The sequence below is a fragment of the Streptomyces sp. NPDC059003 genome, from assembly GCF_042740445.1.
Lineage (GTDB): Bacteria > Actinomycetota > Actinomycetes > Streptomycetales > Streptomycetaceae > Streptomyces.
Window position 1 is genome coordinate 36,367 of record NZ_JBHYJH010000042.1, and the last position, 25,034, is coordinate 61,400.

13 protein-coding genes are annotated in these 25,034 nt (G+C 74.2%); 7 read left to right on the top strand and 6 right to left on the bottom strand.

The window, feature by feature from the left end:
• The first annotated feature begins 194 nt into the window (after nt 1–194).
• From ACFWZ5_RS17405 to ACFWZ5_RS17425, 5 genes are read left to right on the top strand one after another with little or no spacing between them, the layout of a single operon-like run.
• Nucleotides 195–4,202 (top strand): amino acid adenylation domain-containing protein, encoded by a 4,008-nt coding sequence (locus ACFWZ5_RS17405; RefSeq protein ID WP_384890823.1) that lies wholly within the window; start codon nt 195–197, stop codon nt 4,200–4,202.
• The gene (locus tag ACFWZ5_RS17410) at nt 4,199–13,552 is read left to right on the top strand and encodes an amino acid adenylation domain-containing protein (RefSeq protein WP_384792693.1); all 9,354 of its coding nucleotides are present in this window, start codon (nt 4,199–4,201) and stop codon (nt 13,550–13,552) included. Before ACFWZ5_RS17405 ends, ACFWZ5_RS17410 begins: the two co-directional genes overlap by 4 nt.
• A 32-nt stretch (nt 13,553–13,584) precedes the next feature.
• Nucleotides 13,585–14,706, top strand: a complete 1,122-nt coding sequence (locus ACFWZ5_RS17415) for a GSCFA domain-containing protein (RefSeq protein ID WP_384792696.1) — start codon at nt 13,585–13,587, stop codon at nt 14,704–14,706.
• Nucleotides 14,672–15,385: a hypothetical protein gene (locus tag ACFWZ5_RS17420; protein ID WP_384792699.1), complete on the top strand. Its 714-nt coding sequence runs from the start codon at nt 14,672–14,674 to the stop codon at nt 15,383–15,385. The genes ACFWZ5_RS17415 and ACFWZ5_RS17420 overlap by 35 nt, the downstream gene beginning before the upstream one ends.
• A 42-nt stretch (nt 15,386–15,427) precedes the next feature.
• A complete protein-coding gene (locus tag ACFWZ5_RS17425) occupies nt 15,428–16,297 on the top strand; it encodes a TauD/TfdA dioxygenase family protein (RefSeq protein ID WP_384792702.1) in 870 nt (289 codons plus the stop codon).
• Between the two features lie 18 nt (nt 16,298–16,315).
• On the opposite strand, the gene ACFWZ5_RS17430 is transcribed toward ACFWZ5_RS17425, so the two are convergent.
• Nucleotides 16,316–17,071: a SpcZ gene (locus ACFWZ5_RS17430; RefSeq protein ID WP_384890826.1), complete on the bottom strand. Its 756-nt coding sequence runs from the start codon at nt 17,069–17,071 to the stop codon at nt 16,316–16,318.
• 287 nt (nt 17,072–17,358) lie between these two features.
• Between ACFWZ5_RS17430 and ACFWZ5_RS17435 the strand changes: the two genes are divergently transcribed.
• Nucleotides 17,359–19,248: an ATP-binding cassette domain-containing protein gene (locus ACFWZ5_RS17435; protein ID WP_384804790.1), complete on the top strand. Its 1,890-nt coding sequence runs from the start codon at nt 17,359–17,361 to the stop codon at nt 19,246–19,248.
• Nucleotides 19,249–19,321: 73 nt separating this feature from the next.
• Here the strand turns inward: ACFWZ5_RS17435 and ACFWZ5_RS17440 are convergent, their stop codons facing one another.
• The 3 genes from ACFWZ5_RS17440 to ACFWZ5_RS17450 form a co-directional block, all read right to left on the bottom strand.
• Nucleotides 19,322–20,863, bottom strand: a complete 1,542-nt coding sequence (locus ACFWZ5_RS17440; protein ID WP_384804788.1) for a carboxylesterase/lipase family protein — start codon at nt 20,861–20,863, stop codon at nt 19,322–19,324.
• Nucleotides 20,864–20,975: 112 nt separating this feature from the next.
• Nucleotides 20,976–22,280, bottom strand: coding sequence for an MFS transporter (locus ACFWZ5_RS17445; protein ID WP_384804786.1), 1,305 nt, complete (start codon nt 22,278–22,280; stop codon nt 20,976–20,978).
• A 91-nt stretch (nt 22,281–22,371) separates the two neighbouring features.
• Nucleotides 22,372–22,599, bottom strand: a complete 228-nt coding sequence (locus ACFWZ5_RS17450) for a DUF2180 family protein (RefSeq protein WP_384804784.1) — start codon at nt 22,597–22,599, stop codon at nt 22,372–22,374.
• 227 nt (nt 22,600–22,826) lie between these two features.
• Here ACFWZ5_RS17450 and ACFWZ5_RS17455 point away from each other — a divergent pair, with 227 nt between their 5' ends.
• A complete protein-coding gene (locus ACFWZ5_RS17455) occupies nt 22,827–23,276 on the top strand; it encodes a Fur family transcriptional regulator (protein ID WP_384804782.1) in 450 nt (149 codons plus the stop codon).
• 37 nt (nt 23,277–23,313) lie between these two features.
• Here the strand turns inward: ACFWZ5_RS17455 and ACFWZ5_RS17460 are convergent, their stop codons facing one another.
• Entirely contained in the window at nt 23,314–23,790 is a 477-nt protein-coding gene (locus tag ACFWZ5_RS17460) for an Hsp20/alpha crystallin family protein (RefSeq protein WP_384804780.1), read from the bottom strand.
• 147 nt (nt 23,791–23,937) lie between these two features.
• Nucleotides 23,938–24,777, bottom strand: coding sequence for a methionyl-tRNA formyltransferase (locus ACFWZ5_RS17465; protein WP_384804778.1), 840 nt, complete (start codon nt 24,775–24,777; stop codon nt 23,938–23,940).
• Nucleotides 24,778–25,034 lie beyond the last annotated feature (257 nt).

Here is a 25,034-nt window from a genome sequence, read left to right on the forward strand (position 1 = left end):
GGATTGACAGACTTGGAACGCCTGATCGATCATCGCCCTGACGGCCGTCATCGGATCTCCGGTACGGCTGTCTCTTCACGTTCGTATCGAAAATATTGGAACTCCTTGGGACTCGGCCCACCCCGCTGAGCTTTTCCCGCCACCTCTCCAGTTACCACTGTGAATAACTCACCCACAGAGTGGAAGAGCCAGCTGTGTCCGCGAACCACGAGTTCCCCCTCCATTCCACCCCGAGCCAAGCCGTGACCATCCCGTTCGCGGACCGCACCGCTCCGCTCGCCGCTTCGTACGCGCAGCAGCGGCTGTGGTTCCTGTCGCAAATGCGGGGCGCGAGCGAGGCGCACCACATCCCCAGGGCGGTGGAGCTGCGCGGCGCCCTCGACCGCGCGGCCCTGCGCCGGGCCCTGGACGCGCTCGTCGATCGCCACGAGGTCCTGCGGACGCGGCTCGTGGCCGTGGCGGGCACCGCCGTCCAGCAGATCGACCCGCCCGGCGCCGGCTTCCCCCTCACGGCCGTCGACCTGACCGGCGGGGCCGACGCCGAGGCCCAACTCGCCGGGATGCAGCGGGAAGAGGCCACCGCCCCGTTCGACCTGGCGCACGGCCCGCTGGCGCGCGGCCGCCTGGTGACGCTCGGCGCCGAACGGCACGTACTGCTGCTCACGGCGCATCACATCGTGGCGGACGACTGGTCGATGGGTGTCCTGATGCGCGAGGTCAGCGCGCTGTACACCGCGTTCCGGGAGGGGTCGCCCGACCCGCTGCCCCCGCTCCCCGTGCAGTACGCCGACTACGCCGCCCGGCAGCAGCAGTGGCTGTCCGAGGACGCGGCGGCCGCGGAGCGCAGCTACTGGCAGCAGGCGCTCGCGGGCGCCCCTGCGCTCCTGGAGCTGCCCGCGGACCGGCCGCGACCGGCCGAGCAGGATTACCGCGGCGGACAGGTATCCCTGTGTATCGACGAGGAGTTGACCGCCGCGCTCAAGGATTTCAGCCGGCGCAATGACTGCACCTTGTTCATGACGCTGCTCGGCGCCTGGGCCCTGGTTCTCGCGCGCCTTTCGGGGCAGTCCGACGTGGTGATCGGCACGCCCACCGCGAATCGCCGCGGCCCCGAACTCGAAGGCCTCATTGGATTCTTCGTCAATGCCCTGGCGTTGCGGATCGACTTTTCCCGGGGCCCGACGGTGGCCGAACTGCTCGCGCAGATACGCGGTGTGACGCTGTCGGCACGGAAACATCAAGATCTGCCTTTCGAGCAGGTCGTCGAACTCGTCAATCCGGCCCGCAGCCTCGCGCACACCCCGCTGTTCCAGGTGATGTTCGCCTGGGAGGACGGCGAGGAAGGCGAGTTGACCCTTCCGGGCGCCGAGTTGACCCTTCCGGGCGTCGAGGCGACCCCGCTGGAATCGCCGTACTCCGTCGCCGCATTCGACCTGGCGCTGTCGTTGACCGAGGCCGACGGCCGCGTCACGGGCACGCTCGACTACGCCCGCGCCCTGTTCGACGAGGGGACGGCCGCGCGGTACGCCCGCCATCTGCACCACGTCCTGAAGCGCCTGGTCGAGGACCCCGACCGGCCCGCCGCCGCGCTGCCGCTCCTCGACGACGAGGAGCGGCGACAGCTCCTGGTGGACTTCAACGACACCGCGATGCCCCACTCCCCGGCCGGTCTCGTCGAGCGCTTCGAGGCCCAGGTGCGCCAGCGGCCCGGTCAGGTCGCCGTGGTCCACGACGGCGAACGGCTCGACTACGCCACGCTGGAGCGCCGCGCCAACCGCCTGGCCCACGCCCTGATCGCCCGCGGTGTCCGCACCGACCAGGTGGTGGGCCTGCACACCCGCCTCTCGGTGGACCTGCTCGTCGGCATCCTGGGCGTGCTCAAGGCGGGCGGCGCCTATCTGCCGCTCGACCCGGCCCTGCCCGCGGAGCGGCTCACGGACATGGTGACGGACGCCGGCGCCCTGCTGGTGCTGAGCGACGCCCCCACCCCGCCGGACGCGGGCTGGCTGCCGCTCACCGCCGTCGAGGCCGCGGGGCACCGCGAGGACGCGCCGGGCCGGGCGTTCCGCCGGGACGACCTGGCGTACGTCATCTACACGTCGGGGTCGACCGGCCGCCCCAAGGGCGTGGCCGCGACCCACCGCGGCATCCTCAATCTGCTCGACTACTGGCTCGCGGAGTTCGGCGCGACGCCCGGCGAGGCGTCGGCGATGTGGCCGGGCTTCGCCTTCGACGCCTCGGTCCAGGAGCTGCTGCTTCCGCTGACCTCCGGCGGCGTGCTGCATCTGGTGCCGGGCGACGTGCGCACCGACCCCGAGGTCCTGATGGGCTGGCTGCGCGAGCACCGGATCGTGTCGGTGCTGCTTCCGCCCGCCTATGTGAAGTGGATCTGCGAGGCGCCGGGCGAGCGGCTCGCCGGGCTCGCGCTGCGCTCCGTCCTGACGGGCCTGGAGTCCCTGCCCGAGGACAGCCTGCACCGGATGACGCGGGCCCTGCCCGGCCTGCGCGTCCTCAACGGCTACGGCCCCACCGAGACCGCCCTGTACTGCACCGCGTACCTCACGCCCCGGCCGCTGGCGCGGCAGGCCCCGATCGGCCGGCCGGTCGCCCACACGCGCGCGTACGTCCTCGACGAGCGCCTGGAGCCGGTGCCCCTCGGCGTGGTGGGCGAGCTGTACATCGCGGGCGCGGGCCTGGCGCGCGGCTATCTGGGCCGCCCCGACCTGACCGCCGAGCGGTTCGTGGCCGACCCGTTCGTGCCCGGCGCGCGCATGTACCGCACCGGCGACCTGGCCCGCTGGCTGCCCGAAGGGAACCTCCTGTACGCGGGCCGCCGCGACCACCAGGTCAAGCTGCGCGGCTTCCGCATCGAGCTGGGCGAGATCGAGGCGACGCTGCTCGACCAGCCCGGCGTGGCCGAGGCGGCGGTCGTCGTCGACCGCGACGGCGCCGGTGAGCCGCAGCTGGTGGCCGCCGTCGGGGTGGGCGAGGCACCGCCGCGCCCCGCGGCCGAGTGGCGGGCCGCCCTGGCGCGCCGGCTTCCGGCCCACATGGTCCCCGGGCTCTTCGTGGAGCTGCCGCAGCTGCCGCAGACGCCCAACGGCAAGCTGGACCGCGCGGCGCTCCTGGAGCGGGCGCGCACCGCACGGCCCGCGCAGGTCAATCAGGCGACGCCGCGCGACCACATCGAGCTGACGCTGTATCAGATATGGCGGAGCCTGCTGCTCAGGCCGGAGATCGGCATCCGCGACAGCTTCTTCGACATCGGCGGCACCTCGATCTCCGCGATCAAGCTCACCCACGCCATCGGCGAGGAGTTCGGCGAGACCCTGCTGATCCGCGACATCATCCAGCACCCGACCATCGAGGACCTCGCCGGACGCCTGCGCCGCGGCGCGTCGGGGCCGCCGCCGAGCAATCTCCTGGAGTTCCGCGCGGGCGACGGCGGGGCGCGCGTGGTGTGCGTCCACCCGGCGGGCGGCACGGCCTTCTGCTATCTGTCGCTGGCCAAGGCGCTGCCGGACTCCCTCGGCGTCTACGGCATCCAGTCGCCCGGCGTGAACCCCGGCGAGTCCTTCCTGCCGACCGTCGAGGCGATGGCCGCGTCCTATGTGGAGCTCATCGAGCCGCTGCCCGGCGACGCGCCCCTGATCCTCACGGGCCTGTCGTACGGCGGTCTGGTCGCCCACGAGATGGGGCGCCGTCTCGCGGCGGCCGGCCACCGGAACGTGAGCGTGGTCCTCCTCGACACCCAGGGCACGGACGACGCGGAGCTGCGGGCCGCGGTCGCGCCGGTGGAGATGGCCGAGTTCCGCGACAAGCTCGTCAAGTTCAACGGCATGTACCCCGGCATCGACGACCGGCAGATCGAGCAGTACTTTCGCATCTACAACCACAACGGGCAGACCACGCGCGACTACCTCGCGCCGACGACGACCGCCCGCACGGTCCTCATGCAGGCCGTCAAGGGCGCGGACGACGCCTTCCTGCGCGAGGTACGGGACTTCTGGCGCCGTCGCGCCGAGGGCGGCTTCCTGGTGGAGCCGGTGGAGTGCGACCACTGGGAGATGCTGGAGTCCGCCGCGGTCCTGAAGGTGGCCGCGACGATCGGGTCCGAACTGGAGCGGCTCCCCCACCGGGCGCCGCCGGACCAGCTCCCCCACCCGTCGTCGGACACGTCCGCATCGGAGCGGCAGGCATGAGCAACACCGCACCACAGGCGTCGGCCCCCTCCCCCGGCCTCGCCCGGGCGGTCCTCGACCGGGCCCGCCGCCATCCGGACGCCGTCGCGGTCGTCGACGGCGACCTGTCCCTGGACTACGCCAGGCTCGACGCCGCGAGCGCCGCCGTCGCCGCGGCCCTGCACCGGCACGGCGTGCGCGCGGGTGAGGCCGTCGCGGTCTGTCTGCCGCGCTCCTGGCAGCTGGTCTGCGCCATGCTCGGCATCCTGCGCGCCGGAGCGGTGGTCGTACCGCTCGACGCCCAGAGCCCGCCCGAGCGGCGGGACCACGTCCTCATCGACTCCGCGAGCGTGGCGGTGGTCCACGGCGCGGCGGCACCCGAGGGCCTGCCCGACGGCGTGCGGCCGCTGCCGGTGGCCGAGCTCCTCGACGGCTCCCCCACACGGTCCGGCCCGTCCGGTCTGCTCGACGGCACCCCGGTTCCCGTGGACGACCCGGCCCCCGCGCCCGTCTCCTTCGTCTTCTACACCTCGGGCAGCACCGGCCGCCCCAAGGGCGTCGAGGTCCGGGACGCCGGAATCCTGCGCCTGGTCCGCCCCGGCTACATCGACCTGCCCGAGGGCGCGCGGTACGCCTGCCTGGCCAACCCGGCCTTCGACGCGATCAGCTTCGAGGTGTGGGTGCCCCTGCTCACCGGGGGCAGCTGTGTGATCCTCGGCGACGCCACGGTGCAGGCACCGGACGCGCTCGCGGCCGAGCTGGTGCGGCTGCGCGTCGACACCGTGTTCATCACCGTGGCGCTGTTCAACGCGGTCGTCGACAAGGCGCCGCACTGCTTCGCCGAGGCCGGCCGGGTCCTGACCGGCGGCGAACAGCTCAACGCCCGCCTGATCCGCCGCTGGTACCGCGACAACCCCACGAGCACCACCCAGCTGTACAACGTCTACGGCCCCACCGAGGCCACCACGTTCGCCCTGTGCCACCCCATCCCCCGGGACTTCGACGGCGACGTGGTGCCGATCGGGCGGGCGCTGCCCGGCACCGAGGCGCTGCCGGTGGCCGACGGCACGCGGGCGGCCGAGCCCGGCGAGGTGGCCGAGCTGTACCTGGCCGGTGCGGCGCTGGCGGCCGGGTACCGCAACCTCCCCGAGGAGACCGACCGCCGCTTCGTCACGCTGCCCTGGCGCGACGGCGAGCGCTACTACCGCACCGGCGACCTGGTGCGCGCCGACGCCGAGGGCCGCGTCGCGTACGTCGAGCGGGCCGACCGCCAGGTCAAGGTCCGCGGCTTCCGGATCGAACCGGGCGAGCTCGAGCGGCAGATCGTGACCCACCCGGCGGTGCGCCAGGCCTACGTCTGCACCCGCCGCGACGCGCACGGCACCAACGAGCTCCTCGCCCATCTGGTGCTCGGCGCGGACCTCTCGTACGACGACTTCGACCGGCACCTGGCCGCGAGCCTGCCCGCGTACATGCGCCCCCACCGGACCTACCTGGTCGACGAGCTGCCGCTCAACGCCAACGGCAAGGTCGACAAGGCGGCGCTGCTGCGGCGCGACGACGCGCCCTGGCGGGGCACCGGCGGCGACGACACGGCCGTCACCCCGTGGCAGCGCGAGGTGCTCGACCTGGCGGGCCAGGTCCTCGGCATCGCCGACCTGCGCCTGAGCGACCGCTGGATCGCGTGCGGCGGCGACTCGCTGAAGGCGCTGCGGCTGCGCTTCGAGGCCCGGCGGCGCTGGGGCCGCGAGGTGCCCCAGGCCCTGGTCCTGCAGGGCGACTTCGCGCAGCTGGCGGCCGTGATCGAGGGCGCCACGAGCGACGACGCCCCGTCCTACCCGGAGGTGGCCGCGCCGTCCGGTGCGCGCTCCGCGCCCGCGACGTCCGAGCAGCAGCGCCTGTGGCTGCTCCAGGAGCGGGAGCCCGAGTCCCGCGCGTACCACGTCCCGATGGTCTTCCGCCTCACCGGCACGGTCGACACCGCCGCGCTGCGGCACGCGCTGCGCCTCCTCGTCGCGCGGCACCCGGCCCTGCGCACCGCGTTCGAGGCCGCGCCCGACGGGCTGCGGCAGGTGGTGGCCGCGCCGTACGACCCCTGGGTCGAGCCGCACGACGCGTGGGCCGGGCCCGCAGGACCGGCGGACGAGGCCGGGCTCGCGGATGAGGACGGCCGGGGCGCGTTCGCCGAGCGGTTCTTCGGCGCGTCCTTCGACCTCGCGCTGCCCCGGATGTTCCGGGCGTGCTTCCTGCCCCGCCCCGACGGCGGCGATCTGCTGCTGCTCCTGCACCACATCGCGGTCGACGGCTGGTCGCTCAACGTGCTGTTCCGCGACCTTTCGGACACGTACGCGGCCGCCCTGGGCGGCGAGCCGGTGGCGGGGTCCGAGGCTCCGGCGGCGACCCCGCTCGACTACGCCGCCTGGCAGGCCCAGTGGTGCGCGAGCGACGCCTACCGCACCCAGCGCACCGAACTGCACGAGCTCTTCGGCGCGTGGGACTCCTCGGACGACGCGCCGCTGGAGCCGGTCCACACACCGGACGGCGCCCCCGCGCGGCTGCTGCACACCTCGCTCGACGCGGGCCGCCGCGCCGCCGTCGACCGGCTCTGCGCCGACCTCGGCCTCACCCGCTTCCAGCTGCTCCTGAGCGTCTACGCCTGGAGTCTGTACGGGGTGACCGGCCGCACCCGGCCACGGATCGCAGGACCCGCCGCAGGGCGCCCGGTGCAGGACTTCGAGGCCAGCGTCGGCATGTTCGCCAACACGGTCCTGCTGCCCCTGGACCTGGCGCCGCGCGAAGGGCTCCGCACGCAGCTGGAGCGGCACGCCGCCGCGGCGCGGGCCTCCCTGGACCGGCAGGACGTGGCGCTCGCCGACGTCCTGGCCGACCGGGGATCGCGCGCCGACGGCGGCCCGTTCGACTTCCTTTTCGTCCTGGAGAACACGGACTTCGGCGCGCTCGCGCTGCCCGGCTGCGACGCCCGCCCCGAGTGGCCGGCGCCGGCCGGGGCCAAGTGCCCGCTGACCCTGTCGGTGATCGAGCGCGGCGCGCACCTCGACTGCCTGTGGGAGTACGACACCCGGCACTTCGACGCCGCCGAGGTCGCCGCGCTCGACGAGCTGTCCCGGCGCGCCCTGGCACAGCTGGCCGACGGCAACGATGTCACCCTCGCCGAGCTGGCCGCCCCGTACCGGCGCTCCCTGCCGGAGCCGGGCCGCACCACCCCGGTCCCGCCGGACTTCGCGACGGTCGCCGAGGGCTTCGCCCGCCAGGTCCGCCGCACCCCCGACGCACCGGCCGTGCAGGCGGACGACCGGTCCCTGACGTACGCCGAACTCGACGCGCAAGCCGCCGCGTTGGCGGCCGAGCTGCGCGCGGCCCACCCGCTGCCGCAGGGCCCCGCCCACGTCGCGCTGTACCTCCAGCCCTCCGCCGAGCACGTGGTGGCGCTGCTCGCCCTGGCCCGGCTCAACCTGACCATCGTGCCGCTCGACCCGTCCTACCCGCCCGCGCTGCTGCGGCAGATCCTGGCCCAGGTCGAGCCGCTGTGCGTCCTGGTGTCCCCGGACGGCGTGGCCGAGCTCGACGCGCTCGCCCCGGACGGGCTGCCGCGCCACCTCGTCATGCCGGCCGATCAGGCGCCCGGCGCGGTCCCCGATCTGCCGCCGCACGACGGACGGCGGCCGCTGTACACGCTGTTCACCTCCGGCTCCACCGGCACCCCCAAGGGCGTGCAGGTGCCCGACCGCACGCTGTGCAATCTGCTGCGGTGGCAGCGGGAGTCCGGCGGCCTCGCGGCGCCCGCGGTCACCCAGCAGTTCTCTATGCTGTCCTTCGACGTGTCCTTCCAGGAGATCTTCGGCACGCTGTGCGGCGGTGGTCTGCTGCATCTCGTCCGACCCGGCCTGCGCCAGGACGCGGCGGCGCTCCTCGACCGGCTCGAAACGGCCGGGGTCGAGCGGCTGTTCCTGCCGTACGTGGCGCTCCAGCTCCTCGCGGAGCACGGAGTCAGGCTCGGCCGCTTCCCCTCGCGCCTGCGTGAAGTGATCACCGCGGGCGAGCAGTTGCTGTGCACCGACGCGATCCGCCGCTGGTTCGCCGGTCTTCCCGGCGCCCGTCTCTTCAACCACTACGGCCCGACCGAGACGCATGTGGTCAGCGCCCTGTGCCTGGAGGGCGACCCGGCGGCCTGGCCGGAGCGGCCCGCCATCGGCCGCCCGGTGACCGGCGCCTGGCTGCGCGTGGTCGACGACGCCGACGAGCCCGTGCCGCCGGGCCGTCCCGGCCACCTGCTGATCGGCGGGCCGATGGCCGCGCCCTGCTACCTGGGCGACGCGGCCCTGAACGCGCGGCGCTTCGTCGACCTGGCGGGCCTCGGCACCTTCTACCGCAGCGGCGACCTGGCCCGCTTCGACCACGACGGCCTCCTGCACTACCTGGGCCGCGACGACCAGCAGATCAAGCTGAGCGGCCACCGGCTCGAACTGGGCCAGGTCGAGGCGGCGCTGCTCCAGCACCCGGACGTCGTCCAGGCCGTGGTCGCACGGGACGGCGACCGCCTGGTCGCCTGCCTGCAGCTCTCCGACGCCACGGGCGCGTTGCCGTCACCCGACGACCTGACGCGCCATCTGGCGCCGCTGCTTCCGCCGTACGTGCGCGTCGACCGCTTCCGGCACGTCGACCGGCTTCCGCTCACGCCGAGCGGGAAGCTGGACCGCCGTGCCGCGCTGGCCGCGCCCGGCGTAGAGCTGCGGTCGCGGGCCGCGGCGGGCCCGGTCCTCTCGGCCCGCGAGGCCCGGCTCACCGAGCTGTTCGAGGCCGTCGTGGGGCGGCCGATCGGGCCCGACGAGCGCTTCTTCGACGCCGGTGCGACCAGCCTCGACCTGATGCGCTTCCAGCTGCGCTGCACGGCCGAGCCCGAGCTGAGCTTCACCATCCCCGACCTGTTCGAGCACGTCACCGTGCGCGGCCTCGCCGGGTTCCTGGACGGGCGAGGGGCGACGCCGCGGGCCGAGGACCGTCGGCGGGACCTGCCCGCGGCCGCTCCGGCGCACGAGCCGACTCCTGCGCACGAGCCGCCCCCCGCGGACAAGCCGACTCCCGCGGACGAGCCGATCGCCGTCGTCGGCATGGCCGTGCGCCTGCCCGGCGCCGACGACCTGGGCGCCTTCTGGGACCTGGTGCGGACGGGCCGCCGCGGCATGGAGCACTTCGACGCCGCCGACGGACTCGTCGGCGCGCGCAGCCAGATGACGGGGCTGCTCGGCTTCGACCCCGAGCACTTCGGCATCAGCCGCCAGGAAGCGCGCCTGATGGACCCGCAGCAGCGCCATCTGCTGATGAGTTCCGTGCAGGCCCTCGCGCACGCCGGGATCTCCGACCCGGCGGCGCGGCGCGTCGGCCTCGTCGCCTCGTGCGGCGAGAACACCTACTTCCAGTCCCTGCTGCGCGAGGCCGACCCGGCGCTGCTGCCCGACGGCTTCCAGATGGCGCTCCACCACGACAAGGACTTCCTCACCACCAAGGTCGCCTACCACCTCGACCTGACGGGTCCCGCGTTCACCGTCCAGGCGGCCTGCGCCAGTTCGCTGGTGGCCGTCCATGTGGCGGCCGGTCTGCTGCGGCAGGGCGACGCCGAGGTGATGCTGGCCGGCGGCGTGCTCGTCGACCCGCTCCTGACCGACGGCTACGCCTACCGTCCGCAGCACATCTTCTCCAAGGACGGGCACTGCCGCCCGTTCAGCGACGACGCCAGCGGCACCATCGGCGGCAGCGGCGTCGGCGTGGTCGTGCTCAAGCCGCTGCGGCTCGCACGGCGTGACGGCGACACCGTGTACGCGGTCATCACGGGCTCGGCCCTCAACAACGACGGCTCCGGCAAGATGAGTTACAGCGCACCTTCCCTCGCGGGACAGCGCGAGGTGATCCGCGCCGCGCTGCGCCGCAGCGGCCGCACCGGCGCCGACCTCGGCTATGTCGAGGCCCACGGCACCGGCACCCAGCTGGGCGACCCGATCGAGGTCGGGGCGCTGCGCCAGGCCTTCGACCTGGACGGGGCCGACCGCTGCGCCCTGACGTCGGTGAAGAGCCAGATCGGCCACCTGGGCGCCGCGGCGGGCGTGGTCGGCCTGGTGCGCGCCGCGCTCGCGGTGCACCACGGCGTGATCCCGCCCAACGTCGACTTCCACCGGCTCAATCCCCGGCTCGGCCCGGACATCGCGCCCTTCCACATCCCGACCGCGGCCCTCCCCTGGCCCGACGGCCGGCCGCGCGTCGCGGCGGTGAGCAGCTTCGGCATCGGCGGCACCAACGCGCATCTGGTCCTCGAAGCGCCCGACGACGCGCCGGAGCCCGAACTGCCGTACACCCCCTGCCTGGTGCTCTCCAGCAGCAGCTCGGCCGCCCTGCGCGCCGACGCCGCCCGCATCGCCGACCACCTCCAGGCCCGGCCCGAGTCGTACGGCCGGGTCCTTCGCCACCTCCAGGCCGGGCGGCCCGCGCGCCGCCTGCGGGCGGCGGCCGTCTGCGCCGACGTGACGGCCGCGGTGGCGTGGCTGCGCACGGTGTCGGGGGTCGAGGTCGACGCGGCTTCGGACGCGGAGGCCATCCGCGCCGAGGGCCGGACGCCCGCCGAGCTCGCCGACGCCTGGCTGTCCGGCCGGGCGGTCCACTGGCCGGACGGCCCGGCGCAGGCGCCCTGGGACTTCCCGCCCCCGGCCTTCGCGCTCACGGAGTACGACTTCGAGCGCGCCACCCCCGTCGAGTCCACCCCCGCCGGGTCCGCCCCCGACGGCCTGCCGCAGCGGCTGCCCGAGGCCGACTGGCTGCACCAGCCGCACTGGGTGCGGCACAGCCGCGCCACCACCGGCGCACGGACGTCGGGGCTCCTCGTCGTCCTGACGGCCGAGCCGCTGCCGCCGCCCGCCCTTGCCGCCTTCGAGACGGCGTACGAGCGCGTGGTCCGGGCCGTCCCGGCCGCCGCCTTCGCCCGCCTCGCCGACGACGCCTACGAGGTGGACCCGGCCGACCCCGGCTCCCTGCGGCTCCTCCTGGACGCGCTGGCCGGCACCGGCGCACCCGGCATCGACTGGCTGCACGCGCTGCCCCTCGGAGTCGACGGGCCGGTGGGCGACGACTCCCTGGAGCGGGCCCGCTGGGCCTGCCTGGACACCCCGGCCGCACTGCTCCAGGCGGCGGCCGACCTTCCGCAGTCGGTGCGGCTGCGGCCCTGGTGGCTCTCGTACGCCGCGCAGCCCGTCGAAGGCGATGTGCGGCGGCCGGAGTTGGGGCTGCTCGCCGGGGCCACGGAGGTCGCGCCGCAGGAGTGCGGCGTCGACGGCCGCTGGCTCGACCTGCCCACCGGCGACCCGGCCGACTGGGCACCGGCCGTGGCGGCCCTGCTCGCCGCGACGGAAGCCGACGCGGGCACCGGCACCGGGCCCGGAGCCGAGGCCGACACCGCGCTGCCGCGGCGGCTCGCCCTGCGGCAGGGCTACTGGTGGCGCCAGGCGCTGCTCCCGGTGCCCGCGCCCGCCCTGACGGCGCCCTCCGCCCTGCCCGCGGGGCCGGGCACGTATGTGATCCTCGGCGGCACCGGCGGCATCGGCTCCGCCGTCGCGGCCTGGCTCCTCGCCCAGTCCGACGGCTGCCGCGTCGTCCTGCTGTCCCGGCACGGGCGGCTCCCCGCCGACCTGGCGGAGTGGGCGGACCGCGTCGAGCTGATCGAGGCCGACCTGACCGTGGCGGATCCCGACGCGGTGCTCGCCGGGATCGACGGGCTCACCGACCGCGTCGACGGCGTCGTGCACGCCGCGGGCGTCGCGGGCGGCGGTCTCGTCGCCCGGCGCGACGGCACCGCGATGCGGCAGGTGACGGCGGCCAAGCTGCGCGGCGCCCTGCTCGTCGAGCGGCTCGTCGAGGCGTACGCACCGGCCTTCGCGGTGTACTGCTCGTCGATGTCCGCGCTGTTCGGCGGCGTCGGCCAGTTCGACTACGCCGCCGCGAACGGCCTCCTCGACGGCTTCGCCCGGCACCGGTCGGGCCCCGCCGAGGCCACGCTGCGGATCGGCGTCGGCTGGGACATCTGGAGCGAGACCGGCATGGCGCGCGACGCGCTCCGGACGGACGCCCGCCACCAGGCGCACCTCGCGGTCGGCCTCGCCGTGAAGGAGGGCAAGCGCCTGTTCGCGAGCGCGCTCCAGGTCCAGCTGCCGCACGTCCTCGTCTCCACCACCGACATCGAGCGGGCGCGCTGCTTCTACGCGGCGTCGGGCGACGCACCGCAGCAGACACCCCCGGCAGGCACCGCCACGGAGACCGGCACGGGCGCCGCGACCGCCGGGGAACTCACCGCCTGGGTGGGCGACCTGCTGGGCCTCGACGAGCTCGACCCCGACGCCTCGCTGTACGACCACGGGGCCGATTCGCTGACCCTGCTCGACGTGATCGCCAAGGTGGAGGAGCAGTACGGCATCATCCTCGACCTGTCCCAGCTGAGCCACCGGGCCAGCGTCAGCGAGATCCTGTCCCACGTCACCGCGCCCGCGGCGGCCGACGACACCGGTCAGGTCGGCCTGGAGGTCTGGCAGGAGGGCACCGGGCGTGACGTGGTGTGCCTGGTCCATCCGGTCGGCGGCGACATCCAGGCGTACCGCGCGCTGGTGTCGGCGCTCGATCCGCGCTTCACGGTGTGCCTGATCGCCGATCCCGCCCTGAAGCGGTCCGACCTGCCGTCGTGGTCGCTCGCCGAGCGGGCCCGCCACTACTACGCGGCGCTGCAGGCCCGCTTCCCGGGTGACGCGTGGCGCCACCGCGTCGCGGGCTGGTCGTTCGGCGCCTGGGTGGCCCATGCCATGGCGGCCGAGGCGGAGGCGGCGGGGCGCCCTGCGGCGGTGCTCTATCTGCTCGACCCGCCGCCGCCCGACGCCGCGCCCCGCTTCCGGGCGTACGACGAGACGCAGATCGAGGCGGTCTTCGCGCACGAGCTGGGCCAGGGCGGCGCGGAAGCGGCGGCGTACGCCGAACGCCTCGCCCGCTGCTGCCGGGCCAACCTGACCGCCCTGGCGGGCCACGAGCTGCCCCGGATCACGGGGACACCCGCCTGGGTGTGGCTCGCCACCCGCCCGGTGGCCGGGCTGCCCGCCCTCGGCTCGCCGGACCGCCAGGAGCGCCTGTGGCGGGAGTGGCTGCCGGAGCTCGGCGCCTGCCGCCACCTCGACACCACGCACTACGACATCGTGCGGGCACCGCAGGTGGACGCAGTGGCCGAGACCCTCAACAACACGGTGACCGGCACCGTCACCAACACGACGGCCGACACCGCCGACAGCACGGTGGCCGACACCGTCAGCACGACTCCGGCAGCCCCGTGACACGACCTGACGCACCGAGGAAGAACCCGACCATGACGCCCAGTCAGCCCTACCAATCGCTGCCGCCGCGCTCGTTCTGGCGCACCGCCGTGGCCGAGCCGGACCTGCGGGACATCGGCGGGCTCTGGACGCCCAAGTTCGCCGTCGGCCAGGACGAGGTGGTCCTGACCGCCGGATCCTGCTTCGCCCGGCACATCGGCCGCGCCCTCCTTGAGCGCGGCATGAACTGGCGCGACGCCGAGCCGGCCCCGCCGGGCCTCACCGAGGCCGAGCGCCGCGCCCGCCACTTCGGCGTGTTCTCGTTCCGCACCGGCAACATCTACACCGCCGCGGTGCTGCGCCAGTGGCTGTCCTGGGCGTTCGGCGAGAGCGCCCCGCCGCAGGAGGTGTGGAGCGAGGACGGCCGGTTCTTCGACCCGTTCCGTCCGTCCGTCGAGCCCGAGGGCCACGGCTCGGCCGACGAGGTGGTCCGGGCGCGCGAGCGGACCCTCGCCGCGATCCGCGGGGCCGTCGGCGAGGCGGGGGTGCTGGTGTTCACGCTCGGCCTGACCGAGGCCTGGGTGGACCGCGCCGACGGCACGGTCCACCCGGTCTGCCCGGGCACCGTGCGCGGCACGTACGACGCCGAGCGGCACGCGTTCCACAACTTCACCTTCACCGAGGTGTACGACGACCTGTCGGCGGCCATCGCCCTGGCCCGGGCCGCCAATCCGGGCCTGCGGGTGCTCCTCACCGTGTCGCCGGTGCCGCTCACCGCGACCGCCACCGGCGGTCACGCGCTCACCGCCACCACCTACTCCAAGTCCGTCCTGCGCGCGGTGGCCGGGCAGCTGGCGCAGGAGCTCGACCACGTCGACTACTTCCCCGCGTACGAGATCGTCACGGGCTTCCCCTTCAAGGCGGAGTTCTACGAGCCGAATCTGCGCACCGTCTCGCCGGACGGCGTCGGCTTCGTCATGCGCCAGTTCTTCGACGCGCTCGCCGACGGCCCGAGCGCGAACGCCCCGAGCGCGAACGCCCCGAGCACGGGCGATCCGAGCACGGGCGATCCGCAGCCGGGCGCGCCCCAGTCGTCCGCCCGCCCCGCCACGACCACCGCCGGAGAGGACTTCTGGTGCGATGACGCCGTACTCGACTACTACAACTCCCACTGAGGCCGAGCCCGACGCCGCCCGGTTCCTGCTGCTCGGCGACTCGCACGCCGGGGTGGTCGGCCGGGCGGCGAAGGCGGCGGGCATCCCCTTTCGCGGCGGGCCCATCGGCGCGGGCCGGGACTTCATGGCCGGGTTCTTCGACCTGCGCGGCCAGGACGTCGTGTTCCGCAAGCCGGAGGCGGACGAGCTCTACCGCGGCTTCCTCGGCGAGCTCGGCGTCGACGGGCTCGATGGGCTCACCGCCCCGCTGGTGTGCACCTTCGGCTTCAGCGCCCACTTCGTCGCCACCACCGCGAACTGGGACATCTACCGCGTCCGGGGCGGCGCGTTCGCGCCGGGCTTCCTGGAGAGCCCGCTCTTCGACGGCCTCGTCCGCGCCACGGTCCGCGACGCGCTCGCCTTCTACGGGCACGCGCGCGCCCTGGGCCTGCGCGTGGTGTCCGCGATGCCGCCGCAGCGGGTGCCGGGCATGTCCGACCCGTCTGTCTTCCGGGCCGCCCAGGACGTCATGCGCCGCGCCCTGCTCGAACTCGGCGTCGAGGTCGTGGACCTGCGCGCCCGCGTCACCGACGAACAGGGCGTCCAGCGCCCGGAGTTCAGCGAGGCCACCGACGCGATCCACGGGAACCTGGCGTTCGGCCGCCTGATCCTCGCCGACCTGCTCGCGCGCGGCCTCTGACCGGCCGCGCCCCAGCCCCTCACACACCCTCAGGAGAACGCAATGGAGCAGTACGCACTCGACGCCATCGAGGCCATCACCACCAGGCCCCCGGAGGTCTACGACCACATCTCCGTGGACCCGCTGACCCCGGTGATCGGCGCCGAGGTGTCCGGGATCGACCTGTCCAAGGTCACCGACGAGCAGGTGGCCGAGGTCAAGCGCGCCTTCCTGCGCCACCACGTCCTGGTCTTCCGCGACCAGACGATCACCGGTGAGGAGCACAAGCGGTTCGCGGGCCACTTCGGCGAGCTGCACCCGGTGGCCCTGGCCCCCGAGGGCTCCGACCCGTACATCCTGGACATCAGCGCCGACAAGGACTCGCGCGACGTGGCCGGGCACGGCTGGCACGCCGACGGCACCGCCGACCTGCGGCCCTCGCTCGGCTCGATGCTCTACGTCACGCGCACGCCGGAGGTCGGCAGCGGCGGCGACACGATGTTCTCCAACATGCACCTGGCGTACGAGATGCTGTCGCCCGCGATGAAGGAGTTCCTCGACGGGAAGACCGCGATCCACGACGGTCTGCTCGCGTGGGAGGGCAAGACCCCGCCGCCCGAGTACGACGTGCCCAAGCACGCGCACCCGGTGATCGCCCGCCACCCCGACACCGGCCGCAAGATCCTCTTCGTCAACGGCATCTACGTCTCGCACATCGAGCAGCTGTCGAAGGGCGAGAGCCGCGGGGTCCTCGACCTGCTCGTCAAGCACATCACCAGCACCGCCCTGCTGAGCTGCCGGGTCCGCTGGGCGCCGAACACCCTGGTGTTCTGGGACAACCGCTGCGTCCAGCACCACGCGATCTGGGACTACTTCCCGCACTCGCGCTACGGCCAGCGCGTGGCGATCCGGGGCCACCGGCCCACGGCCTGACCCCGCGGGGCCTCCGGCTCAGCCGGAGGCCCGCGCCAGGCTCTCGGTAAAACCGTCCGCGAGCCGCCCGCACGCGGCCCGATACCGCTCGGCCCGCCCCTCCTGCTCCGCGCGCTCGGCGTCGGCGAGCGCGTAGGCGTGCACGTACGCGAACGGGTACGCCGCGGCGAAGGCCTCCTCGTCGGCCCCGGCGAAGGCGGCCGCGAGCAGGCGCGTGTGCGCGATCGCGTTGGCGTCGGCGTACGAGCGGGCGTTGGCGTCGGTGTTGAGCTTGGCGTACATCGTCGCGAACTCGGCGGCCTTCTCCTCGCCGAAGTCGTTGTCCATGGCGTAGCCGCGCGCGTTGGCCGCGGCCGTGGCGTAGGCCTCCGCGTACGCGTAGGCGTACCGGTAGACCTCCGTGAGCGCCGGGCCGAGCGCCGCGGCCCACTCCGCCTCCCCGGCCCGCTCCCCCGCCAGGGCCCGCTCGTGCAGGGCCCGCACCGCTTCCTGGGCCGCCCCGTCCCCGCCGCGCCGCGCGCCGGCCTCCGCGAGGAGGGGCACGACCGTGTGCGCGTGCCAGTCGTGCACCACCGTGAACGGCACCCGCCCGCCGAGCCGTACCAGGTCCTCGTGGACGCGCACGGCCCAGACCCGGGCCGTGTCCGCGTCCTGCCCGCCGAACAGCGCGGCGGCCACCTGCGTCACCCACCCGAGGTCCGGCCCTCCGGGACCGGCCTCGAGCCGGGCGACGAACGCGTCCCTCGTCTCCACGGCGGCCGTCGTCCGGCTCATCTGCCTGTCTCCCGTTCGTCCGTTCCCGCACTTGAGCACCCAGTTTCGCGCACGCCCCGGCGCCGCGGACCGGCGGGTCGGCCGCCGGGCCCGCCGTCGGCGTTTCGGCCAGCGGCCCGTGCGGGGCCCGCCCGGCGCCTCAAGGGTCGGTGCATCCGGCAGGCGCCGTCGGGCGCGCGCTGCCGCGGAATCCACTCCGGCTCAAACACGTGTGTTCGAAAGGGGCCTGCCTGTCGTTGACCCCGGTGCCGCCGCTTCGACGCCGACGACCGTGCAGGAGAGTGCAGTTGACCTCAGCGAACGCCCAGGGCACCCCGTCCCTCGCTCCGCCGCCGCCCCCGCCCGCCGAGATCCGGTACAGCGGGGAGTACTCCGTGAACCCGCTCGGCCAGGTGTCGTTCCGCACGCTGTGCGGTCAGCTGCCCGCCGTGCTGCGGAGGATCGCCCGGCTGTCGTGGGACACCGACCGCGGGGCCGTCGCCCTGCTCCTCGTCTGCCAGCTCGTCACCGGCGTGGCCGCCGCCCTCCTGCTCACGGCGACGGCGCAGGCCATGGGGCCATTGCTCGGGGGCGGCCCGGTCGCGGACCGGCTGCGCGCGGCGCTGCCCGCGCTCGTCTTCGTGGCCGGGGCCGCCGCGCTCGCCCGGACGTCGAGCGCCCTGGCCCTGTACGCCGAGCGCCGGATCACGCCGAGGCTGACGACCGCGACGGACACCGCCCTGGTCGAGGCGGTGTGCCGCGTGGAGGCGGCGGCATACGCCGTGGACGGCTTCGCGGACGGGCAGGAGGCCGCGGAGATGGGGGTGCTCCGCACCCATGTGATGGTCGCCGACGCGCAGCGCTTCATGGCGGCCCTGGTGAAGATGGTCACGGCCGGCGGGGTCCTGTCGGTCCTGAACCCCCTGATGCTGCCCCTGCTGCTGCTCGCCGTGCTCCCGGCCGGGGCCGGTGCGGTGCTCACCGCCCGGGTCGACTACGAGATCCACTACGCGAACATCGCCGACCGCAACGTACGCGGCATGATGCGCTGGTGGTCCACGGCCCCGAAGTACGGCGACGAGGTCCGCGCCAACGGCATGACGGACTACCTGCTGTTCTGGTACCGGTCGCTGTCCGCGCGGGTCGACGAGCGCACCCTCGCGGCGGCGCCCCGCACCCTGCGGATCGCCCTGGTGTCGTCCCTGGTCGGCGGGGTGTTCCTGGTCGCCACCTGGGGCACGCTCGCCTGGCTCGCCGTGACGGGCCGGGTCGCGCTCGCCGTCGCCGCGACGGCGGTCGTCGCCGTCCAGACGACGCTGGCCGCGCTGGCGCAGGTCGTGGCCAACGGCGCGGCGGTCTTCCACACGAGCCTGTATCTGAGCGACATGCAGGCGTTCATCGACGACGCCGCCGCGCGGGCGCCGCACCGCGGTGACCTGGCCGTCCGCCCGCCCGTCGAGGAGATCCGGCTCGACGAGGTCAGCTACCGCTACCCGGGCAGGGACAGGCCCGCCGTCGACGGCGTCTCGCTGACGCTGCGGCGCGGGCAGATCCTCGCCGTCGTCGGGGTGAACGGCTCGGGCAAGTCCACCCTGACCCGTCTGATCACCGGCGTGTACCTGGCCGACAAGGGCCGGGTGACGTGGAACGGCGCGGATCTCGCCGAGGTCGACCCGGCCACGGTCTGGTCCTGTACCGGGCTCGTCCCGCAGATCTTCGCCCAGTGGCCGCTGCGGGTCCGGGAGAACGTGACGCTCGGCCAGCCGCGGACGTTCGACGACGGCCCGGTCTGGGAGGCGGTCGACGCGGTCGGCATGCGCGAGCCCGTCGAGGAGCTGCGGGACGGCCTCGACACGCTGCTCGCCCGCGAGCACTTCGGCGGCGCCGAGCTGTCCGGCGGCCAGTGGCAGCGCCTCGCCTGCTCCCGTGCCCTGTACCGGCGCCCGTCCCTGCTGATCCTGGACGAGCCCACGTCGCAGATGGACCCGCGCGGCGAACACGCGATCTTCGAGAAGATCAAGGAGATCGCCGCCGACCGCATCACGATCGTCGTCACCCACCGCCTGGAGAACACGAAGGTCGCCGACCACGTGGTGGTCATGGAGCAGGGCCGGGTCACCGAGCAGGGCGGGTACGACGACCTGGTGCACGCGGACGGCACCTTCGCGGAGCTGCTTGCGCTGTCGCAGGACCGGTAGCGGGAGCGGGAGCGGGAGCGGTGGCGGGACCGGTGGCGGGAGCGGTGACGGCTCGGCGGTCCGGCGCGCGCCCTCACCCGTCGATCAGCGGCAGCACCGGGAAGCCGTGGTCCTGCCAGATCAGGCGGGAGGTCCGCTCCGGGTCGGCGGTGACCGTCGGGGCCGTGTCGAAGAGCTGCACGAGCCGCTGTGCGGTGTCGTACGCGGGCCAGCCGGGGTCGCCGTGGGTGGCGAACGCCGTCCACGCGGCACGCATGCGGGCGGACAGCGCCTCCGCCTCCGAGGGCGGGCCCCCGCCCTCGCCGCCGCCGATCAGCGCGGCGGGCTGGCCGCGGTCCAGGTTGCCGAAGACGAGCGGCACGTCGAGGCCGTGGCAGGCGCCGAGGACGCCGCCCATGCCCGGGGCGGGCCAGGTCAGTTCGTAGACGTGGACCCGGCCGCCGCGCGCGGCCCTGGCCCTGGCCTCGGCAAGGAGGAGGCTCGGCATGCGGAACAGCCAGTCGGAGTTGACCCGTTCGTACAGCTCGTCCGGGCCCGCGTCCGGCAGCCCCTCGCGGTAACGGAGCGCCCCGTCCCCGCCGGGGGCGAAGACGTCCAGGGCGGTCGCCGCCCGCTCCTCGGTGACCTGCCCGAGCAGGCCGTCGAGCGCGGTGAACAGCCGCTGTTCGTCGCGGGTGTGGCCGACGAGCAGCTCGACGTCCCGCGCGGCGCCGTCGGCCAGGGCCTGCCAGGGGGTGACCGGCAGCGCGTCACCGTCGACGACCGGCGCGTACGGGATCGACCGGTGCGCGGGCCTGCCCCACCGGTCCGCCCACCGGTGCAGGCCGGCGCCGACCGCGTCACCGGCGGCGGAAAGGCGGACCGGGTCCACCGCGGACAGGTCGGCCACGGTGGGCCGCAGGCCGAGCTCGGCGGCGCAGGCGGTGGCGATGTCGGCGGCGAGCTCGGGCGTGAAGAACGTGCCCTGCGCGCTCTGTGCGACGGCCCGGCAAAAGAGCCCGGCCGCACCGGGCATCGCGAGCAGCGCGGCGACCGATCCGCCGCCGGCCGACTGGCCGAAGACCGTGACGCGGTCCGGGTCGCCGCCGAAGGCCCCGATGTGGTCCCGCACCCACGCGAGGGCGGCGATCTGATCGAGCAGGCCCCGGTTGGCGGGCGCCCCCTCGATCTGCCCGAACCCCTCAAGCCCGACGCGGTAGTTGAACGTCACCACGACGACACCGCCGTCACGCGCCAGGCGCCCGCCGTCGTACTCGGGCAGGCCCGACATCCCGATGGCGTAGGCGCCGCCCTGGATCCACACGAGGGCCGGCAGGCCCGCGCCCGGCCCCGGATCCGGCGACCAGACGTTGAGCGTCAGCCAGTCGTCGCCCGCCGCGTCCCGGGCCAGCGCGTCCATGCCGAAGTGGCCGCCCTGCGGGGGCGGCGGCCCGTACGACACCGCCTCCCGCACCCCGTCCCACGCCCGCACCGGCCGTGGCGCGGCGAAGCGGAGCGGACCGACCGGCGGCTGGGCGAACGGGATGCCGCGGAAGACCGCGACGCCCGTGTCACGGCGGCCGCGCACCACCCCGGCCGCGGTGCGGACTTCGGGCTCGGACACGTCGACGTCCATCTCAACTCCCCCTGGTTCACTGCGGATTGTGGCGCCGCTTCACGCCGCCGCGCCAACGATTTACGGGAGCCCGGCCGCGTACGGGACCAGGCGTAGGCCCCCGTTCGGGAGCTCAGGGTCCCTGCACCCGCACGTGTCCCGCTCGGCCCGCGAGCGCGCCGGTGACCGCCATCGGCACCGCGAGGACGACCAGGCCGATCAGGCCCGCGGTCCAGCTCCCGCTCAGGTCCCGGGTGACACCGAAGAGCGTGGGGCCGACGGCGGCCACCAGATAGCCCACGCACTGGGACATCGCCGAGAGCAGCCCGGCCTCTTCGGTGGTGCGGGCCCGCATCGACATGTAGGCGATGCCGAGGCTGAGCACGGCCCCGAGGCCCAGGCCGAGCAGCGCGGCCCACAGGACGGCGGCGCCCGTCGGGGCGACGATCAGGCCGACGAGGGCCACCGCGCAGAGGGCGCTGCCGAGCACGGCCAGATGGCTCTGCCGCCGGGAGCGCTGCGCGGCGACGGGGGCCAGCAGGGAGGTGAGCATCGCGAAGCCCATACACACGGCGAGCAGCACACCGGCCCGGCCCTCGGAGTAGCCGTGGGAGATGTAGAAGGAGGGCAGCCAGGTCGTGGACGTGTAGTAGATGAGGGACTGGAAGGCGTAGAAGAGGGCCACGGCCCAGGCGAGGCGGTTGCGCCAGAGCGATCCGCCCGTGCCCGCCCCGGAGGCGGGGCGCCGCGCCGGGCCACGGCCGCCGCGCAGGCTCGGCGCCCACACGAGGACGGCGGCCAGGGCGAGGAGTCCCCACAGGCCGAGCCCGCCGGACCAGTTGAGGGAGAGCCCGTCGCGCAGCGGCACGGTCGCGGCGGCCGCCACGGCTCCGCCGCCGACGAGCATGGTCGAGTGCAGTCCCGACATCAGGCCGACGTGCCGGTGGAAGTCCCGTTTGATCAGCGCCGTCACGACGACGTTGGCGATCGCCACGGCCGCGCCGATGAGGAAGGTCCCGGCGAAGAGCGGGGGCAGCGCCGGGACGAGGCGCACGGCCGCTCCGGCAAGGAGGACCAGGAGTACGGCGACGAGGGTGCGCTCCATGCCGAGGCGCCGGGCGAGGCGTGGGGCGAGCGGGGCGAAGATCCCGAAGCAGATCAGCGGCAGGGTCGACAGGACGCCCGCGGCGCCGTTGGACAGACCGGTGGCGTGCCGGATGTCGTCCAGGAGGGCCGAGACGGCCACGATGACGGGGCGCATGTTCAGGCCGACGAGGAGTACGGCCAGGCCGTGCAGGAGCAGGCGGCGGTGCGGGCGGCCGGTGGCGGGCGGGGCTTCGGCTCCGGTGGAGGGGTCGGCCGCGGCTTCGGCTCTGACGGAGGGATCGGCTTCCGCGCGGGCGGACGGGTCGGCTTCGGGCTCGGCGGGAACGTTCACGACGCACTTCCTCGGGGTGACGGGGCGGATGGCCCGGCCGGTAAGGGAGTTGACGGCTGATCGGTCACCGGCAGATCGCCGGTCGGACGGATCAGGCGGACCGTTCCGCCGCGTAGCACGTCGCGCAGACGACGCGGCGCCCCGGCAGGTCCCGGGTCGCCTTGCCCAGGCCTGCCGCCTGGTGGACGAGCGTGGGTGTGACGCGTCCGTGGTCGGCGCAGACGACCAGGTTGCACCGGCTGCAGATGCCGATGCCTGCCGTGTCGCTCCTGCCGTCGAGGTCGCAGTCGTAGCACTTCATGGGGGTCTCCGTCGGCATGTCGGAAGGGGAGTGGGTGGGGGGGTAAAGGTGATGAAAGGGAGCAAATAGGGAGCAGACGTCATCGCCGCACAAAGGGGCTGACGTCATCGCCGTACGAGACGGTATCCCGCTAGATTAGACAGAGTCAATTCTAGGATCGGATCTCTTCAGGGTGCCGAGACGTGATCCAGTTACACTCCGACGACGCACAGGGACGGGATGGAACGGAAAGGGGGTGTCGCGCCATGGACCAGGAAGCGGCCGCACTGCTCAGGACCAAGGGCCTGCGCAGCACGGTGCAGCGCAGGGCCGTGCTGACCGCCCTGCGCGGGCACCCGCACTCCACCGCGGCCGACCTCGAGAGCCGCATCGGCGTCGCCACGGGCGGGAAGTCCGCGTCCAAAGGCCCCGGCGGCCTGTCCCGGCAGGGCCTGTACAACGTCCTCGACGACCTCACGCAGGTCGGCCTGATCCGCTGCATCGAACCGGCGGGCTCCCCCACGCGCTACGAACTCCGCGTCGGCGACAACCACCACCACGTGGTCTGCCGGTCCTGCGGCCGCATCGAGGACGTCGACTGCACCGTCGGCCGGGCCCCCTGCCTGGAGCCCGAGGACGACCGGGGCTTCAGCATCGACGAGGCCGAGATCATCTGGTGGGGTCTGTGCGGGAGTTGCCGCACGGCCGGAGGCTGACCCGTCCGGTAACGGCTACGGGGCTCCGCCCGCTCCCCTAGTCGTCACCCCCGATGGACACGCGCCGCCGCTTGGAGCCGCCCGCCTTGGGCAGGCGGACGCGCAGGATGCCGTCGGTCAGCTCCGCCTCCGCCCTGTCCGGGTCCACGTCACCGGGCAGGCTCGTGCGGTAGAAGAACCGGCCGCTGCGGCGCGACAGGGTCCGGCCGCGCTGCTCCTCGCTCAACTCGCCCGAGATCCGCAGTTCGTGGGCGTCGATGTCCACGGAGATGTTCTCCCGGGGGACGCCGGGCAGTTCGGCGCGGATCACGTACGCGTCGTCCGTCTCCTCCTCCTCGGCGACCGGCACCCATCCCGCGCCCGCCCAGACGGGAGACAGGTGGTGCTCGAAGGCGCGGCCCATGTCGCGCCACATGGTTTCCAGTTCGGTGAAGGGGTTCCAGTCCCCCAGGCCCCGTCCGGGCCCGAGGTGCGGCTCCAGCGGGCCACCGGTGCGGTGCTTCGGCAGATTCACGGCGTGCCTCCGTTCCGGTCGGGTGCGGTCGCGCCCTCGCACGTCGACGCGTCGCCCCATCGACGAACCGCCCCGTCGATGAATCGACGCGTCGACGAGGCGCGGGTAACCGGATGCGGGACCCTCACACACCGCGACGCGGGCGCGCTACGACAGCAGCGCTCCCGGCCTGGGCAGCGCCTCGACGGCGGGCTGCGGCCGCTCGCCCTCCCACTGGACCTCCAGCAGGACGACGCCGTCCGAGTCGGCCGCCCAGCTCGGCCCGCAGACGACGGCGACGCCGCCGTCGGCGTGCCGGGAGACGCGGCCGGGGGTGCCGCGGTGGGCGCGCGTCGGGCGCGCGGCCCGCTTCACGTACAGCTTCCGCCCGTCCACGAGGCACCAGGCGTTGACGTACGGATCGCTCTGCCCGCGCACGAGGTCGAGGAGCCTGGTGGTGGGGAGGGACCAGTCGATGCGCGTGTCGGCCTCGGTGATGCGGTGGTAGAAGGACGCGCCGTGCGCGGCCTGTGGCGTGGGCGTCACGTCGCGGGAGACCAGGTCGAGCGCGGTCAGGACGGCGTCGGGGTACGCGCGCAGCAGCGCGGCGTAGACGGTGGTGGCGGTGTCCTGCGCGCCGATCGGCACCTCGACGGCGTGCACGACCGGCCCGGTGTCGAGCTCGCGCTCCATGACGTGCACGGTCAGGCCGATCCGGGTCTCGCCGTTGCGGATGGACCAGTTGACCGAGCCGAATCCGGCGTACGCGGGCAGCAGCGCGTCGTGGACGTTCAGCGGGTGGCGGGTGGGGATGTCCAGGACGGCCTCGGGCACGGTGGTGCGCCAGTTCGCCGACACGAGGACCTCGGGCGCGGCCTCGCGCAGCGCGGCGACGACGTGCGGCTCCCCGGCCTTGCGGGCGAACAGCGGGTCCAGGCCGAGCTCTTCGGTGAGCCGTACGACGTGGTCCTCGCCGATGCCGCCGAAGTCCGTGGGATGCGTGACCACCGCGGCCACCTTGTGCCGGCCGGCCAGGGCACCGAGTACCGTCGCGCCGATCTCCCCGTATCCGAGGAACGATCACGTACTGCTCCGGGACGTACGGGCACGCGAGGGTGCGCAGGTCGGCAAGCGGGCGGTTTGAACCACCGGGGAAGGGCAATTAACCACGGGCCAGCCCCCGAGGGCCCCAAACCAGTGTGCCAGGGTAAGCGGACAAATACCCCCCCCTTAATGAGTCTAGTATAAACACAATAAACAGGCGA

Excerpts from the sequence above, each read along its gene's own strand:
- ACFWZ5_RS17410 (WP_384792693.1), top strand. The coding sequence starts at position 4,199 with ATGAGCAACACCGCACCACAGGCGTCGGCCCCCTCCCCCGGCCTCGCC.
- ACFWZ5_RS17415 (WP_384792696.1), top strand. The coding sequence starts at position 13,585 with ATGACGCCCAGTCAGCCCTACCAATCGCTGCCGCCGCGCTCGTTCTGG.
- ACFWZ5_RS17420 (WP_384792699.1), top strand. The coding sequence starts at position 14,672 with ATGACGCCGTACTCGACTACTACAACTCCCACTGAGGCCGAGCCCGAC.
- ACFWZ5_RS17425 (WP_384792702.1), top strand. The coding sequence starts at position 15,428 with ATGGAGCAGTACGCACTCGACGCCATCGAGGCCATCACCACCAGGCCC.
- ACFWZ5_RS17430 (WP_384890826.1), bottom strand. The coding sequence starts at position 17,071 with ATGAGCCGGACGACGGCCGCCGTGGAGACGAGGGACGCGTTCGTCGCC.
- ACFWZ5_RS17440 (WP_384804788.1), bottom strand. The coding sequence starts at position 20,863 with ATGGACGTCGACGTGTCCGAGCCCGAAGTCCGCACCGCGGCCGGGGTG.
- ACFWZ5_RS17450 (WP_384804784.1), bottom strand. The coding sequence starts at position 22,599 with ATGCCGACGGAGACCCCCATGAAGTGCTACGACTGCGACCTCGACGGC.
- ACFWZ5_RS17455 (WP_384804782.1), top strand. The coding sequence starts at position 22,827 with ATGGACCAGGAAGCGGCCGCACTGCTCAGGACCAAGGGCCTGCGCAGC.